Raw genomic sequence first — 17,227 nt, 5'->3', positions numbered from 1 at the left:
GTTTTATTTTGATAGGTTTACCTTATCAATCAACCTGTAATGCAAAGCTTTATCATCCCAACATTAAGTGTGAGTAACGGCACTTCCGCTATCGAATTTTACAAAAAGGCCTTTGGTGCAGAAGTAATTGCCGGTAATACCGACCCGGATGGTCACACTGTTGCCGAACTATCCGTACAAGGCGCACGCATAGTAGTGGCAGACGCGTCGCCAGATCATGGTAATTTTTCGCCTGAACTTTTGGGTGGGATAAGTGTGAGGATAGGACTTATGGTAAATGATCCGGATGCTTTAGCTGAACAGGCTATTTCTGCAGGCATAAAAACCGTTTATCCCGTTGCCGATCAGCCTTACGGGTATCGATTAGGGCATTTCATAGATCCATATGGGCACCATTGGGAGATTGGTAAGCCGTTGAATAGATAAGTCAACATTTCCAGGTATAAAGCAATGTCATTAATTCAATTGTACCCGCCACTTAGCGGAACGGCCTAAAGAGATTTCCCCGTCGCTATCGCTCTTCTCAATGACATGGTAGTGAAAATCGCCTATTTACCTTTTGCTGATTTATTTAAACATTCCTGCAATACCTTGGCGAATTGCTTGTCGTTCGGCGGGGCGAAGATGGTGTTGTGTTCCCCTGGGATGTCATGAACGTTTACGCCTTTAAGAGCAAAGGGTCTCCATCCCAAAAATTTAAAATCGTCCATGTAAAACGTTTTCTTTTTAGCGCGGAAAAGTTCGATAGTCACGTCTACAGGTTCTAAACGGTAATTCTTTTGCGCGGTAAGGCTCCGGTTATGGATCTCATCTGTATAAGCTAAAAAACCTTTCTTTTTCTTCACCTTATCAGGAAAAACCTTTTTAAAGATCTTTTGGATCCTGCGGCCAACCTCGCGGCTTTTATATTCGATGGTTCGTTTAGGGTCTTCTAAAAATAATATGGGAGTATAGGCAACCTGTTTCACCAACGTCCAGGTGTTATCAATAGTGCGCCTTAATGGCGAATGGTACCTTTGGGTTTGGTCGGCATAGGTATCAAACATGGCCAGCATCTTCAGGTCTTTACCCAAAGCAAGCATTTGTTTAGCCATTTCGTAGGCAATCAACCCGCCTAATGAATAACCCGCAACAGCATAAGGGCCAACAGGGTCATGGTTGATGATCTCTTCCACATAGTTGGCGGCAATTTCTTCCATCACATCTAATGGCTCGTCAATTCCATTCAAACCCTTGGCTTGCAGGCCATAAACCGGTTGCTGGTCGTCCATGTTCATAGCAAGGGCATTAAACAAAAGCACATTTAAGCCTGCGCCGTGGACAATATAGAGCGGCATTTTATTGCCTTGGGGTTTTATCGGCACCAACGATTCCCAGGTGATGGATTCTGCATCAATCTCTAAACGGGAAGCCAGTTTCTCCACCGTCGAATATTCGAACAGGGTAGCCAGCGGTAAACGTTTACCGGTTTCCTGCTCTAAACGTGCCATTATCTTTACGGCAATTAACGAGCGGCCACCCAACTGGAAAAAATTATCGAAGATGCTGATCTGGTTTAGCCCCATAAGTTCTTCCCAGATCTCGGTAACCAATTTTTCGTTACTGGTACGCGGGGCAACGTATTTGTCGGAGCGATTTATATGGCTGTAATCAGGTTTCGGTAAGGCTTTGCGATCTATTTTGCCGTTGGGGGTAGATGGGATTATATCCATCAGCACATAATCATCGGGCATCATATATTCGGGCAATACACCAAGCAGGGCATCGTCCCATTTATCAAGCATGCTTTTTTCTGGGATGCCGGTTTGGCCGGATTCTAAAACAACGTAGGCCACCAAACGCGGGATGCCGGGAGTATCTTCGCGGGCAATAACAACAGCTTGCTTGATGCCTTCCTGTTTCCCCAGGTTATGTTCTATTTCGCCAAGCTCGATACGGTAACCACGCACCTTTACCTGGTGATCTATGCGGCCAAGGTACACAATGTCGCCATCAGGTTTTAGTTTGGCAAGGTCGCCGGTGCGGTAAATCTTTTCGCCGGGGGTAAAGGGATTGTCGATGAAACGCTCGGCCGTCAATTCTGGGCGGTTTAAATAGCCCCATGCCACGCCAACACCACCTATAAAAATTTCGCCAATCTCGCCGTTGGTAAGGTTGTTCTTCTCCTCGTCAAGGATGTAGATCTGCGTATTATCAACCGGCCAGCCAATGGTAATATCGTTGGGGTCGGTAACGTGTTTTATGATAGAATAAATAGTAGTTTCGGTAGGGCCGTAAAGGTTCCACAGCTCTTTACAAAGCGGGATAAGTTTTTCGGTGAGGTCTTTTGCCAGTGCTTCGCCTCCACAAAACACTTTCAATGGTAACGGTTCTGTCCAGCCTACTTCCAGCATCATGCGCCAGGTGTAGGGAGTAGCCTGTAGGATGGTTACTTCCTCGTTGCGGACAATATCCAATAATGCGCGGCCGTCCTTCGCCGTGATAGAATCGGCCATAATGATCTTTGCGCCTCTGCACAAAGGCAGGTAAATATCTATACCGGCAATGTCAAAAGAAATGGTTGCAACGGCAAGCGTAATATCTTTTGAAGTGATGCCCGGTGTTTTTTGGAAGCTGTACATCAGGTTTACCAAACTGTGATGCGCTATTTGCACACCCTTTGGTTTGCCTGTAGAGCCCGATGTGTAAAGCACATAAGCCAGCTGCTGGCCGGTTACGTTTACCTCCGGATTTTCAGTAGGGTGGTCTTTTGAAGCGGCCAGAGCCTCCTCTATTAAAACCTCGGTGGTATTTGATGCAAAGTGGCCTTTATATTTATTAGACGTAATAAGTATAGTAGCAGCCGAATCATCAAGCATAAACTCGATTCGGTCCTTGGGGTATTCGGGGTCAAGCGGTACGTAGGCAGCACCGCTTTTTAGTATAGCTAAAAGTGCTATAACAAGTTCAGTTGAACGATCGAGGGCAATACCGATGATGTCACCGGTTTTAACGCCTTTTTTGATAAGTTCACGGGCGAGTTGATTGGCAGTATTATTAAGCTGGGTATAGGTAAGCGAGGTGTCGTGAAATTTAAGCGCAACATTATCGGGGTGCTTTACGGCACTCTCCTGGATAAGGCTGTGAAGCGGCTTCTCTTTTGGATAATCTACTGTGGTATTATTTAATACTACTTCCATATTTTATTAAGACCCCTGAGCGGTGTTTTATAAATGATTGCCCTACTTAATGTCGCGGGTAGCAATTCCCCGTTTCTAATTGTATACGTAATTAATTTGCGCCCGGGTTATGCGGTGTATGAATAAATTTCTTGTTCGCGCCTTTTAATTTAAACAGCAGGGCAAACATCGCGAAAAATATCATTGGTAATTTAAGTACGGCACCAAGCAATTTACTGTTAAAGAACTGGCCGGGTACTGCCACTAATATACCAATATAACACAAAGACGTTGCCGTAAGCCACATTTGCCAGCCTGGGCCAATCTCCGGCGCTAACAACGACACCAATAACATGAACGGCATTAGCCCTAACATTAATATACGGGGCAGGATAGCCGTTTGGTAGATCTCGTTAAAGTAATCAAAGTTACCACGGGCGAATAGTTCCGTAAAACCTGTTAGACCATATGTTTTTAACAGGTTAAATTGGGCTGAGAGCCAGCGACGGCGTTGTTTTTTAAAAACTTCGGGGTTGCTTACCTTTTCGTCGTACACATAAGCTTTGTCGGCGTACGCCACGTGGATCTTTTGGCGGGTAAGTACCAGGCCCATCTCTTTATCAAAACCACCAACGGCATCAATCTGTGCCATGGTTTCTTTAAATAACCTATACTCCAGCACCATGCCGGATCCTATAATCGCGGCCGAAAGTTTAAACACCTGCTGTGCCTTGCGGAAAATGTGGTTGTTCACTTCTTCACTGATTGCATCCAATACAGCAATTTCGGTTTCGGTATTTTTTGCTATGCGATGGCCTTGTATAACTCGGTTACCATCGTGCAGATAATTGTTTATCTGGTGCAGGTAATCGGGTGCGGCAACGTTATCAATATCGAATACAACGGCAGCGTCAAAGTCTTCATGCGTGGCCGCTATGGCCGCGTGCAGGGCTTTAGATTTGGTGCTGCTCTCAAATACAACTTCAACCACTTGTAAGGGCATAATTTTCAGTTGTTCAATAGTTTCGGGCTGCATCGAATCAGCAATAACACAAACGTGGAATTTGTCTTTTGGATAGTCGATTGTTAAGGCCTGCGCCGCCGAACTCAAGATAATAGCATCCTCTTTATAAGCGCAAATATATATCACAAACTTGCTGAACGACGTAGCGGCAGGGGGGGTGCGCTGTTTTATCAGTTTTCCTAAAACAGAAAACACAAACAGGTATAAGCTATAAACGCCCAGGTAAATAAATACCAGGGTGAAAATTACCGAAAGAATAAATACAATGATGCCCATGTTGCTTTTAATAATTAAACTTCTGCCTTTTCTGTTTTGCTTTTTTCAAGTAAATGGTTTACAATGCTTTTTAACTCGGTATAACCCAAACTGAAAATGTCCCTGATGGTAAAATGTAGATGTTTTTTTAGCGCCCAGTAACCAAATATCGCACCTGAGAAAAAGGTAAAGAGCGATGCTATGGCAACCGCGTAAAGGCTATGGAAAATCCAGATGCCTACAAAATCGCCAACTACGTTTACTACCAGCATTAGCACAACCTTTAGCATATTTAAATGTGGTTTGTTGATAATATCCAGCGTGATGCCAAAAAACCTGTCGATAGGCATTAGCATAACATAACACATAAACAGGCGGAAGATATTAACCGCTTCGGTATTCTCGTATTGCTTGCCAAAAAGAATAGTTATAACGGGCCCTGCTATGGCAAATGCCACTATAGCTATAGGGATAATGGCTACGGTAAGCATCCCGGCATAGCGTTTCATAATGCTTGCCACGTCGGCCTCATTGCCTTTGTGCACGGCGGCCGATAACTCGGGCATGGCAGTGGCAACTCCTGCACGCATCGGGATCTCAAAGATCTCCATTAAACGTTGCGGGATGTAATAAACCGCCAGTAACGCCGGGTTAAACATTATTTTAATAATGAAGGTATCTGAACTGCGCAACAGGTACGAACTGATGGACGTACCTACACTAAACTTGCCAAAATGTACCAGCTTGCTCATTGTTTCTTTGCTTCGGTATTTTAGTGTCCGGATCTTTGACCAACCGTTAAAAATGGTAAACAATGATGTTACCGCGCTAGCCGCAAAATAAGCGTATACTGCTGTTTGGAACGATAGCTTATGCAGGAATATTAGCGTAAGTATGAGAACCAAAAACAGCCCCTGGTTAATTACCTGCAGGATCAGCATCCGCCCAAATTTTTCTTCGGCCTGTAAGATGTAAGATGCTACCGCAGAGGGCAGGGTAGTTATGTAAATAATGCCGAACCATTGAATGGTAGTTTCGGCATCAACGCTTTTGCTGCGGTAAACAAGGTAAACTATGGCATCTATTGCAACAAATAAACCTGCCTGCATTAAACCAACATACCACGCCGACCCGGCGACCTCAAAAGCCTTTTTCTTACTGGTGCCCGCGTAAAATTTAATAAGGGATGTTTGTACAAAACCGTTCCTGAAGGTATCGGCCAATAAAATAGTGATGAGCAGGAATATGTAGTTGCCAAAATCGGCCGCGGGCAGATTATGCGCCATTAACGAGAGCACAAGCATACCTATAACCGGCATGGCCGCACTTGTGGCTAATGATATGGTATGCTTATTTACAAGTTTATTTAAATTGGGCATAATCCTTTATACGGCTAAACCCTGTCCCAGGTAGCAGTTTCAAAATTATATTTTTTTATAACTTTTGCCGGGTTGCCCACAGCCACACAATACTCGGGGATATCCTTGGTAACTACGCTTCCCGCGCCTATTACCGTGTGCTTGCCAATGGTTACACCGGCTGTTATTACACTGTTGGCACCTATCCAAACATCATCGCAAACAGTGATCTGCTTGGTAACCACTTTTTGCAGGCGGGTAGATACTGTAATATCTTCAAAACCATGGTTAAGGCCCGATAATACGATGTGCTGCGCAAGGGTAACATAGTTGCCCAATGTTACAGGGCCTATTAAAATATTACTTAGTCCGATACCGGTATGCTCGCCGATAATAATATCGCCAACACCGTTATTTATCACGGCAAAATCTTCTATAACACTGTACGCACCAAGCTCGAAATTGTTAAAAGGGAATATATCCAACCTTGAATAAAAACTAACTATCGACCGTTTACCTCGCTTGTGGATAAACGGGTTAACAAACCATTTAACCCACAACCTTGGCGCAGAACGCCTGGATTGTACGATCATCCAATGTACCAAACTTTTTAAACGCGGGTTAGATTTTACTACTGTTAGTAACGACATTATAATATTTTTCAGGCGCTTAATTGGGCGTGTTGTTTATCAGCTTGTTCTTTCCGTTCCTGCCTGTCTATACGTAAGGTAACGCTTAATAACGCACATGCAAAATAGAATAAAATATTCGACGGATATTGAACCAGTGCCTGCTGCGGATAATTGCCAATGTTAAACACAAAAATGATCAATATCATAGCTAAACAATAGATCTTGAGTTCGGGGTTTTTGATGAGGTAATAGTTGTTAATGCCCGTTTTTAATATTGTAAACATCAAAAAACAAAACAGTATCAAACCTACATAACCCATCTCTACTGCCACACGCACGTAACCACTATCCGGAGGGAATTTTGCCAGGAAAGAGTTGGGTGCAAAACGCCTTCCCCAGATCCCAACAGACCCTAAACCGCCCCCGATAGGGTGTGATAATATGTACGGTTTAATACGCTTTTGGTTTTCGGCACGCACGTTAAATGAGGCATCGTCCGATGGTTTAAAGGCCGTTTGGAAGCGTTTGACAAACTGGTTGGATGTCGGCATGAATATGAGCCCCAATAACACAACTGCCGCGCTGACAACAAACATCAACATCTTTTTATTAAAGTTAATAATGGCCAGCATAGCCAAAGCAGCCGGCGGCAACACATACGCGCCCCTGGTGCCCGAATACAACATCACCAGGAAAAAGAATGGGATAGCACAGCCAAGCAACACCTTTTTGTACATTTTAATTTTAGTGAACATGATGCACATGCATAATACCGCCGCTACCACCATGTTATAGGAGAACGTAACCGGATCCGGGAAAATGGCCACCTTACGCAGGTGCCCGTTGATGTACAGGAAACTCAGTCGTAAGGGATCTGAATAATACCAGGCTTTCTCGAACGGGAACAGGCCAAAGTTTTCCTGCTGGAAACCTGAGATGGCCGACAAGAATGCCAGCAACAACCAAAGCTTGACCAAAAATTTGATTTGCGACATGGTGCGTACCTGGTACACAAAAATAAAATACATCAGCATTATAAAGCCAACGGTACGCACGGTATAAACCCATGCCAGTATGGATGGCGACGCAGGGTTTATAACTTCAATAAAATTGTAGGCAAGCCATGCCAGTATCAGATAACTGATAGGGTTTTTAAAGTACGACCAATCTTTATCGTACTTGAATTTAAGCAGGAAACCGAAGATTAGCAGGTAGGTGATAGCATCGAGCAGGATCCCTGTAGGGGTATCCGGCGGTACAAATTCCGATACGTAATTTAGGAAAAACGAGACGACCATCAATACCGCTATGCCGAAAATAGGATAAGCCACAATACCCAACACAACGGGTATACCAATAAATAAAGCCAACAATGCACCAGCTGCCAGTATGCCAAACATGGAGATGGCAACCGCAATGAAAATAGCTACAGGCAGCAAAATAAAAATAAGTTTTACCATAGATACCCGCCCCGACATTAGCTTACGGGAAAAGTTTACAATAAAGTTATTTTGTGCCTGATCATGAAGCATTCGATGCTTTTGGTTAGAAGAATAAAATTTTAGCAGCCCAAACAAATACACCTATAAAAGCAAATGCAATGGCTGCCTTGCGGGTTTTTTGTTCCATAGGGGTAAGGTCTTCAAAAACATCACCCTTTTTTTCGGCAGGTATTATCTTCATAATGAAAAAATTAAAGGTTTACAGGAGGCACGTATGCGGGTTATATTTAAAACCTGTCCTTTTTAGGGTCGGTTTTGTTAAGTACCCAGCCGGCAAACTTACCGTTTAAATTACGGAGGTAATTTACATCATCTTTTTGCCAATTAGTAATACCTTTATTAGCCTCGTAAACAGAAATAACTTTGTTGGTGAATAACAACCACTCTTTTGATTTATTGAGCGACGATACCGGCGGTGTTTCAATAATGATAATATCATATTTCATCTTAAGCTCGTTAAACTTGCTGCGAATAAAATTTTCGTCGCTAATTTCAAGCAGGGTAACATCGCCGCCATGGTTGCCCATTACATTAGTAGTATTGCTAAAGCTTTCGTAGTTATCGGGGTTGTTTTTAAAATAGTCCTCCAGGTAGATCCGGGGGCTAACCGTGTTGCTTATAGTAGGGTTATCAAAGTTACCGTCTATCAACAACACTTTTTTGTTGATCATGGAGTAAGAGTAAGCCAGGCTGATAGCCAAAACTGTTTTACCCTCGTGATTGGCAAGGCTGGTTACACCCAATACCTTTTCGCCGCGCAATTCCTGGTCAACCTCAAAACGGATAGAGCGAATAAGCTCCTTAAACAGTCGCATTTTATCGCGGTGCTCCACATCCCAAAGTTTCTTGAGGTCCAGCGAGCCCGTTACGGTGTTCAGGTGACCTAATAGCGGTAAATTGGTACGTTTAACCAGGTCGCCCGGTTCTTTAATGGTATCATCCATAAAGAAGATACCGAACAGGATAATTACGCAAAAAGCGAAGGCGATTATACCGCTCAGTATAATAAGCAGCATCTTTTTAGATGGCTCGGCAGCATCAGGCGTGGCCGACTCTGCAAGACGCAATCTGATAGAAAATGTAGATTGCAGATTGGTTTGGTTATACTTATTCAGCACATCCAAATATTCCTTGCTGGCAATATCAATATCAAAGTTGTAGGTTTTAACAGTAGCATCAAACGGTACCAGGCGTTTAAATTTGCCATTAAGATCGCTTACCGCGTTGTTTATAGATTGTATGCTGTACTTGGCAAGGTCGCGTGTTACCTCTAACGTAAGCTTTTGTTTAACCAAATCATCCTTGGCGGTTAAGGGGTTTACAATGTATTTATCTGATGTTTGGTTTATCTGCGATGACAGCTTGTTCGATAATGAATCTATAGCGGGTTTAAGTTTTGGATTAAAGCCACTGCGCACATATCTATCTGTAAGGATATGAAGCTGATCTTGCGAGTTGATCACATCCTGGTTGTACTTGCTTATTGTGGCTTCGATGTACTGGCGTTCGCCGGGCTCAAACCTGTTGTTTATTTTTTTTATAGCACCGTTGTAAGATGCTACGTCCTTTTCGGCTTGTTGTTTCCGGTCGTTATAAACGATAATCTGGTCAAACAGGGATTTTGACTGTTCTTCCAAATTCAGGATGCCATTTTTGATCTTATAATCTTGCAGGTCGGCGGTTTTCTTATTAAGGGTATCGCGTTTAGCTTCTAATAAATTGGCTAAGTAATTAACCGCGTCTGTTTCGTTTTGCCTAACGGTATGTGTGTAATAATCAATAAACTGGGTACAAAGTATATTAACAATAAAAGCAGATAATTGCGGGTTACTTGATTCATAACTTACCGAAATAAAGTCGCTATCCTCGGAACGAACAATAAGCAGGTCTTTGTGTAAAGATCGCTCGTCATATTTCATGCTACGTAAAAGCTCATTCAACCCCTCTTCATCCTTATTATAATAGGATAGGGGCTGCATGGTTTTAAACTTGTTGGTGAAAAGCTCGACAGCGTGCGCTCGAGCTGCCGGGTTCATGGTATTAAAAAGCTTGCTATGCGGTTTAAACGGAACACTATCAGTAAGATCGTGCAGGATAAGTTTGTAAGATACCTGGTTAACGAGGGTTTTAAGCTTCATTATCTCTATCAGGTTACTAAACTCGTGCGCTATTGATTGTTCTTTGGTGGCGCCTGATGGATCGGCGTCAAGTAAGTGGCGCGATTGATCTACTATGCCCGTGGCTATTTGCGCCGTTGATACATATTTATCTGCCAGGTTTTTTACCAGGAAATAAGAAACGATGATTGTAACCAGCGGAATAATGATCAGCAGGTTCTTATGCTTCCATAAAAGTTTTAAAAAATTTCCTAACTCCATGGCTATTTAACCTCTTCTAATTTAACACCCAAAAATTCTTCGAGATTTGCTTTTGCCGTTAACATGGCAAGTTCGCCCTGTACTTTAAATGAATTTTGATTGTATAAACCTACCAAAGACTCGTTATAATCATGAAAAGTGGTCTCCCCTTTCTGAAACGTGTATTTTAATTGTTTTACAGCAATCTCGCCATCGGTAACAGCCCTTGCACGGTTCCGCAGATCGGCCTGTGCTTCAAGATATTGAAAGTAAAGTCTTTTTACTGTTGCTTCAAGAGTTAAGTTATAGGTTTGCTGCTGAAACTGGGCTATGTTTACATTCTCTCTCGCCACGCGTGTTGCAAACGGCTTTGATAACAATTGGCCGACGTTTACCGATAAACCTATCTGATAACCGTTAAAAAATGTAGGGTTGGCAAGGTTAAGAGAGTTTTTTGGGCTGTAGATGTACGAGGCTGTTATCGCATCCAGCCACAACACCTTTGATTGGGTAAGTGTAGCTTTTGCCGCTTCTATTTGTGCCTGGCGTATTTTTACTTCGGGATAATTCTTTTTAGCTGTAGCGATAAGTTTATCGAGATAGGGGTAGTTCACCTCGTTAACAAAGCTTTCCTGCGCGTGCAGGGCTACTGTACTTAGTATAAAGAGGATTAATATGTTTAGTTTTTTCAAAGTTGTATTGATGTTTTTTAAACTTTCTCTTTTTGGAACAAGGCAGGTACCGTACCAACAATGATTTTCAAATCCAGCCATAAAGAGTATTTTTGAGCGTAAAAATTATCAAGTTTTTTACGTTCGCGCTCGCTCATATCTTCTTTTCCGCGTTTACTTATCTGCCATAACCCAGTTAAACCTGCGGGGCCTAAAAACCGCATCGACCATTCGTTAGAGGTTAGCATCTCAGCTTCGTAAACCGGTAAAGGCCTGTTACCCACTACAGACATATCACCTCTGATGATATTAAACAATTGCGGTAACTCGTCCAGGCTGCTTTTACGTAAAAAGTTGCCAAGCTTGGTAACACGTGGGTCGTCCTTAATTTTAACAAAGGCCGATTTTGACGCGCCTTCTTCTTCGGCGGCGTACTGGTTATTTGTAACAGCCATTTGCGCTAAAAGTTGGTCGGCATCGGTACGCATACTCCGAAATTTGTAAAAATCGAAGATCTTGTAACCTGTACCTACACGTTTGCTCGTGTAAAATACCGGCCCTTTAGAATCTAACTTAACGGCTATGGCAACTGCCGCCATAACCGGCATTAGGCAAACAAACATGCCGCCCGCTATAGCAAGATCAAGAAAACGCTTACCGAAAGGCATTTTATAAGTGGTATCAACTTTTATCGATAACTCCTGCAAACGGGGTTTAATCAATTTAAATTTCACCAGGAAGTTTAGGCGCTCACGAAGGTCTGATGTAGCGAAAGGGTAGGTGTAAAAATCATGCAGTTTCATCTGCATGGCTTTTTGTACCAGTTTTTTATCCTTACGGGTAGATAGTAATACGATGATCAACCCGTTCATCAAAAAGTTTTGGCGAAGGCGGTTAACCAGTTCAAAGCATTGCTCGTCCATATCAACCTCCACCAAAATAATATCAGGAATAGTTAAGATGGATTGATCGCCCATATAATTCTCAAGATCTTGCAGGGTATCGTTAAAATCTATCTCAAAGTTTGCCAGGTCCTTTGCGATCAAGTCCTTCAATTCCAAGCCTGCATATGCAATCCTGATCTGGGAATGAGAGTTTTCGTTCCAATCAGTTGCTGTCTTGTTCATCATAAACTTTTAAGGCCTGAATAATGGCGGTTTTTAGGCTGTTAGGGTTAAAGGGCTTGTGCATATAGGCATCCACCTTAAAGGGCATCTTGGCAACTTGCGCGTCAAGGTCATGAGCTGCCGAAAGCATAATAACAGGTATATGGCGATAAAAGCCACTTATTTTAACATTTTTCAGGAAGGATTGTCCATCAAAATATGGCATTTGTAAATCAGAAATTATGAGTTTGGGCATGTTGCCGTCTTCTAACCAACTAAAAGCTTCGATGCCGTTGTTTTTGACAACAATTTCGTAATCTTTAGATAGGATAAAGTTAAGCAATTTTAAGATACTCAAATCGTCATCAACAATCAGTAAAGTTTTTTTCATGCCGATTAATTGTGGTTTCGGTTATAAATATGATATTTTTATATCTGGTCCATGGGACAATATTATGCCAGTTGACCTATTTTTGGGATTATAAATATAAAATATCTATTTATTAGCCAATTACGCTGTTTTTATTGATTTAGATTTATATTTAAAAGTAAGGTAAAAAAAACGAGAGTGAATTAAATTGCGCATTTCGGGATGTTATTGTTGACAAATACTGCCATTGTGGATTAGTTTCCATTATCTTCTACTAAGTTTACGCAACCGGATTAAATAGGTTACATGATTATACAAAAATATTTTGTTGGTATCGATTTAGGCACAGGCAGCACCAAAGCTGTAGCTATTGATTCAGCCGGCAGCACCCTTGAAACAGCTCAAAGTTTTTACCCTACAAGTAACCCAAAAGCCGGCTACAGCGAGCAAAACCCCCACCTTATCTGGCGGGCGTTTGTAAACTGCATCAGTAAAATAACAACGAATTTAAACGCGCCACCCGCTGCCATTAGTTTTAGCGCCGCAATGCACAGCATTATGCCGGTAGATGAGCATGGCAATGCACTGGCAGATGCTATGCTTTGGTCTGATGCGCGGAGCGGAGAGATAGCGCAGCAGTTAAGGGATAGCGTGGATGGCGAAAAGTTATATAAGCACACGGGCACAGCCATCTATGCCATGTCGCCCCTGTGCAAAATTATGTGGCTGCGCCAAAATGAGACAGAGCGGTTTAATAAAGCCTATAAATTCATTTCCATCAAAGAATACGTTTGGTTTAAGCTTTTCGGTGTGTTTGAGGTGGATTATTCTATGGCATCAGCCATGGGGATGTTTGATGTGCTGAAATTGAAATGGTACGATAAAGCCCTGAATCTTGCCGGAATTAGCGATGCTAAATTATCAACGCCCGTAAATACGGGTAATATAAGGTATATATCATCAGCACATATTTTGACGGGTATCGACACCCAAACCGCCTTTGTGATTGGAGCCAGCGATGGCTGTTGTGCCAACCTTGGAGGCAATGCCGTTACACCCGGGATAGGTGCTTTAACCATTGGTACCAGTGGCGCGGTGCGGGTAGGCAGTAAAACCCCGGTTTATAATTATGGGGCCATGACCTTTAACTACTTGTTAAACGCTGATACATTTATTTGCGGCGGCGCGGTTAACAACGGCGGCGCGGCGGTAGATTGGCTGCTGAAAGATTTCCTGAAACTGGAGCATGTATCTGATGAGAACTATAAATACCTGTTCAAAGCCATCGATAACGTTAAACCAGGCAGCGATGGATTGGTGTTTTTACCTTATTTATATGCAGAGCGCGCGCCAATTTGGGATGCGAAGGCTTCGGGCGCTTTTATTAATATCAACTTTAAACATCAGCAACAACACTTTTTAAGGGCGGCTTTAGAAGGCATTTGCTTCGCGCTTAATGATGTGCTTAAGGCAGTGGAAAGTACAGAACAGCCCATAAATGAAATTGTAATAAGTGGTGGCTTTATATCATCGGCCACGTGGGTTCAATTGCTCGCCGATATCATCGGCAAAAAACTGGTGATGCTGCAATCCGGCGATTCATCGGCCATCGGCGCAATTTATCTGGCGATGGAAGCATTGGGCATTGATTATAAAAGCATCGCGGATAAAGAAGCAAAAGATAGGGTGGTGGTAACTCCAAATCAAGAGGCGCAGGCCGTTTACAGCAAGATCTTCCCGATATATAAAAAGCTTTACACGGACTTGAAGTCATCCATGCACCAACTACATGATTTGGTTAATTAACGGATCATAACGCCGGGTTTATTCACCACGGGTAATTTTATAAAGTTATCATCTACAATACTTTCCGGCAGGAATATGAACTTTTTGTCGAAGATCTCGCGGCCGATGTAGAAGCTTAACCAATATTCGTTGTTCAGCCCAAAGGTCTGCTCATCAATAGGCTCGATCAGTTTAAAAGAATTGGCATCTACAACCGGGAAGGAGTGGCGAAGTACAGAAGTTTTAACCAGTTCGCCGTCTTTTTCGCCATACCCTTTTGAGGTTACCAGGACATTTTCTAAGGGTATATTTTTAAGGTTGATGAGGTAAACGTACCAGATCTTACTTTCAGGATTTTCGCCCTCTAAGGCAACTGCAACCGCTATATCTTTTACCACGTTAGGAGGAAGATCTTTAATCATTTTGTGTTGGTTGTTGTAGGTTAGAACGTTACAAAGTTAAATGTTGCTTTGCTTTATCTTAACCTTACAACTTTCCAACATTAAACGTTTAAACCAATAACTTATTTTTTCTTAGCCGCCGCCTTTTTCTTGGCAGGCGCTTTTTTCTTGGCAGGCGCTTTTTTCACTGCGGGCTTAGCCGCCGGTGCAGCTTTACCAAAACGCCCCTTTTTAGCATCCTTGGGCATGGCATCGGCTAAAGCCTTGCATTGCTCGTAAGTAAGTGTTGTTGGGTCGGTAATGTCTTTAGGGATCTTAACGTTCAACTTCCCAAATTCGATATATGGTCCCCAGCGCCCGTTTAAAACTTTTACGGTTTCATCTTCGGGGAATGCTTTGATCAACCTCTCCGCATCCTTTTTACGTTTGGCTTCTATCAGTTCAATAGCTTGTTCCTGCGTGATATCAAGCGGATCTATCTCTTTAGGTACCGATACAAACGCACTGTTGTGGCTAATGTACGGGCCAAAACGGCCTATGGCTGCCTTCATCACTTTGCCTTCATATTCACCTAATATCTTTGGTAGTTTGAAAAGCTCCAGTGCTTCTTCCAGGCTGATAGTTTCTATACTTTGACCTGTGCGCAAGCTTGCATACAAAGGTTTCTCTTCACTTTCGTCGCTTGGGTTATCGCCAACCTGCACAAACGGGCCGTAACGGCCTATCCGTACCGACATTTTTTTGCCGCTCTCCGGGTGTACGCCTAATTCGCGTTCGCCGGTTGCTTTATCTGCCGTTTCAATCGTGTTTTGAACATCTTTGTGGAACGGGTCGTAGAACGTGCGGATCATTTTTGTCCAGTCCTGCAAGCCCTGTGCTATTTCGTCAAATTGTTTCTCTACACCTGCGGTAAAGTTAAAATCGACAATGCCTTTAAAGTGCTGTACCAAAAAGTCATTCACCACTGCGCCAATATCCGTAGGGAAAAGTTTGTTTCGTTCAGCCCCGGTGTTCTCAGTTTTAGTTTCTTTAATGATGTTACCGCCCTTAAGCGTTAACACACGGAAATTTCTCTGGCGGCCTTCACGTTCCTCTTTAACCACGTAACCGCGGTTTTGAATGGTAGATATGGTGGGGGCGTAGGTAGATGGGCGTCCTATACCCAGTTCTTCTAATTTCTTCACCAAACTTGCCTCGGTGTAGCGGGCAGGCGAGCGCGAATATCTTTCGGTAGCCGATAGTTCCTGTAAGTCTAATTTTTGGCCTTTGGTTAATGGTGGCAGTATAGCGTTCTCGCCATCAGCGGTTTGGTTGTCTTCGTCCTCATCGTTACTTTCCAGGTAAACTTTCAGGAAACCATCAAACTTCATGACCTCGCCATTGGCAACCAAATCTTCATTACGGGTTGATATACTGATCTTTGCAACGGTTTTCTCAAACTGTGCTTCGCTCATTTGCGATGCTATAGCACGTTTCCAGATCAGTTCATAAAGGCGCTTCTCGTTACTTTCGCCATCAATAGTATGGTTATTAAAATACGTAGGGCGAATGGCTTCGTGGGCTTCCTGCGCGCTGGCGTTCTTAGTTTTATATTTCCTGTGCTGATGGTATTTATCGCCATAAGCAGATGTTATTTCTGCTTGGGCGGCGTTCAACGCGGTATCACTTAGGTTCACCGAGTCGGTACGCATATAGGTGATATAACCGGATTCGTACAGCCTTTGTGCAACCTGCATGGTACGCGCTACCGAGTAACCCAGTTTGCGGCTGGCTTCCTGTTGCAGGGTAGATGTAGTAAACGGCGCGGCGGGCGAACGTTTAGTTGGCCTCGTCTCTAATGATTTTATCTCGAAGATGGCCTGGATACAATCCTGCAAAAACTTCTCGGCATCTTCCTGTTTGGTAAAACGCTCTGGCAGTTCGGCTTTAAAGGCATTGCGGCCCGTGCCAAACAGCGCTACTATTTTAAAAGCGGCTTCGGCAGTAAATTTGTTCACCTCGCGTTCGCGATCAACAATTAACCTAACGGCTACTGATTGTACGCGGCCTGCAGAAAGCGATGGTTTAACCTTTTTCCATAACACCGGCGAAAGCTCAAAACCCACCAAACGGTCTAAAACTCGGCGGGCCTGTTGTGCATTTACCAGGTTATAATCTATTTTACGGGGATTTTCAATCGCCTTCATTATCGCCGGTTTTGTAATCTCGTGAAAAACAATTCGGCGGGTATCGGGCTCTTTTAATCCTAAAGTTTCAAACAAGTGCCATGATATGGCTTCTCCCTCGCGGTCCTCATCGGATGCGAGCCATACAATGTCTGCCTCTTTAGCTAATTTCTTTAATTCGCTCACTATCTGCTTCTTATCGGCAGGTACTTCGTATCGCTGACTGAAGTTATTGTTGATATCGATGGCATCTTCAGACTTCACCAGATCGCGGATATGGCCGTAACTCGATTTTACGGTAAAGTCCTTGCCCAGGTATCCTTCAATGGTTTTAGCTTTCGCCGGTGATTCAACTATGAGTAAATTTTTAGCCATTTAAGCGGGTGTTTTTTTGCAAAGAAAACATAAAATGCATTAGAAACGCAATTTTGTTTTTTTGTTGG

Annotated in this window: 14 protein-coding genes; 2 read left to right on the top strand and 12 right to left on the bottom strand. The window is 43.1% G+C overall.

What is annotated here, in order from left to right:
* Window positions 1-39: 39 nt before the first annotated feature.
* Entirely contained in the window at window positions 40-426 is a 387-nt protein-coding gene (locus tag ACVW0P_RS13230) for a VOC family protein (RefSeq protein ID WP_457132529.1), read from the top strand.
* 122 nt (window positions 427-548) lie between these two features.
* On the opposite strand, the gene ACVW0P_RS13225 is transcribed toward ACVW0P_RS13230, so the two are convergent.
* The 10 genes from ACVW0P_RS13225 to ACVW0P_RS13180 all read right to left on the bottom strand — a co-directional run bounded on the left by ACVW0P_RS13225 (window position 549) and on the right by ACVW0P_RS13180 (window position 12,454).
* Window positions 549-3,179 carry a non-ribosomal peptide synthetase gene (locus tag ACVW0P_RS13225; RefSeq protein ID WP_457132528.1) on the bottom strand — a complete coding sequence of 877 codons (2,631 nt, stop codon included), beginning with the start codon at window positions 3,177-3,179 and terminating at the stop codon, window positions 549-551.
* Window positions 3,180-3,270: 91 nt separating this feature from the next.
* The gene (locus ACVW0P_RS13220; RefSeq protein ID WP_457132527.1) at window positions 3,271-4,458 is read right to left on the bottom strand and encodes a glycosyltransferase; all 1,188 of its coding nucleotides are present in this window, start codon (window positions 4,456-4,458) and stop codon (window positions 3,271-3,273) included.
* Between the two features lie 14 nt (window positions 4,459-4,472).
* On the bottom strand, window positions 4,473-5,816 hold the full coding sequence (locus ACVW0P_RS13215) for a lipopolysaccharide biosynthesis protein (protein WP_457132526.1): 1,344 nt from the start codon (window positions 5,814-5,816) through the stop codon (window positions 4,473-4,475).
* Window positions 5,817-5,830: 14 nt separating this feature from the next.
* Entirely contained in the window at window positions 5,831-6,445 is a 615-nt protein-coding gene (locus ACVW0P_RS13210) for an acyltransferase (RefSeq protein WP_457132525.1), read from the bottom strand.
* An 11-nt stretch (window positions 6,446-6,456) separates the two neighbouring features.
* Entirely contained in the window at window positions 6,457-7,959 is a 1,503-nt protein-coding gene (locus tag ACVW0P_RS13205; protein WP_457132524.1) for an O-antigen ligase family protein, read from the bottom strand.
* Between the two features lie 13 nt (window positions 7,960-7,972).
* Entirely contained in the window at window positions 7,973-8,110 is a 138-nt protein-coding gene (locus ACVW0P_RS13200) for a hypothetical protein (protein ID WP_457132523.1), read from the bottom strand.
* 46 nt (window positions 8,111-8,156) lie between these two features.
* Complete coding sequence (locus tag ACVW0P_RS13195; protein WP_457132522.1) at window positions 8,157-10,307, bottom strand: exopolysaccharide transport family protein; 2,151 nt, start codon at window positions 10,305-10,307, stop codon at window positions 8,157-8,159.
* 2 nt (window positions 10,308-10,309) lie between these two features.
* Complete coding sequence (locus ACVW0P_RS13190) at window positions 10,310-10,978, bottom strand: TolC family protein (protein WP_354430673.1); 669 nt, start codon at window positions 10,976-10,978, stop codon at window positions 10,310-10,312.
* 17 nt (window positions 10,979-10,995) lie between these two features.
* On the bottom strand, window positions 10,996-12,087 hold the full coding sequence (locus tag ACVW0P_RS13185) for a sugar transferase (protein ID WP_457132521.1): 1,092 nt from the start codon (window positions 12,085-12,087) through the stop codon (window positions 10,996-10,998).
* On the bottom strand, window positions 12,065-12,454 hold the full coding sequence (locus ACVW0P_RS13180; RefSeq protein WP_354430671.1) for a response regulator: 390 nt from the start codon (window positions 12,452-12,454) through the stop codon (window positions 12,065-12,067). Before ACVW0P_RS13180 ends, ACVW0P_RS13185 begins: the two co-directional genes overlap by 23 nt.
* Before the next feature lie 285 nt (window positions 12,455-12,739).
* Between ACVW0P_RS13180 and ACVW0P_RS13175 the strand changes: the two genes are divergently transcribed.
* Window positions 12,740-14,239: a gluconokinase gene (locus tag ACVW0P_RS13175; protein WP_457132520.1), complete on the top strand. Its 1,500-nt coding sequence runs from the start codon at window positions 12,740-12,742 to the stop codon at window positions 14,237-14,239.
* Here the strand turns inward: ACVW0P_RS13175 and ACVW0P_RS13170 are convergent.
* A complete protein-coding gene (locus ACVW0P_RS13170) occupies window positions 14,236-14,640 on the bottom strand; it encodes a hypothetical protein (protein ID WP_354430669.1) in 405 nt (134 codons plus the stop codon). The two genes, ACVW0P_RS13175 and ACVW0P_RS13170, sit on opposite strands and share 4 nt — an antisense overlap.
* Before the next feature lie 101 nt (window positions 14,641-14,741).
* Window positions 14,742-17,159, bottom strand: a complete 2,418-nt coding sequence (topA, locus tag ACVW0P_RS13165; RefSeq protein ID WP_457132519.1) for a type I DNA topoisomerase — start codon at window positions 17,157-17,159, stop codon at window positions 14,742-14,744.
* Between the last annotated feature and the right edge of the window lie 68 nt (window positions 17,160-17,227).

Source organism: Mucilaginibacter sp. UYNi724, from assembly GCF_054057495.1.
The sequence above is the reverse complement of the archived record's forward strand: the minus strand, read 5'-3'. Positions and strand labels throughout refer to the sequence as shown.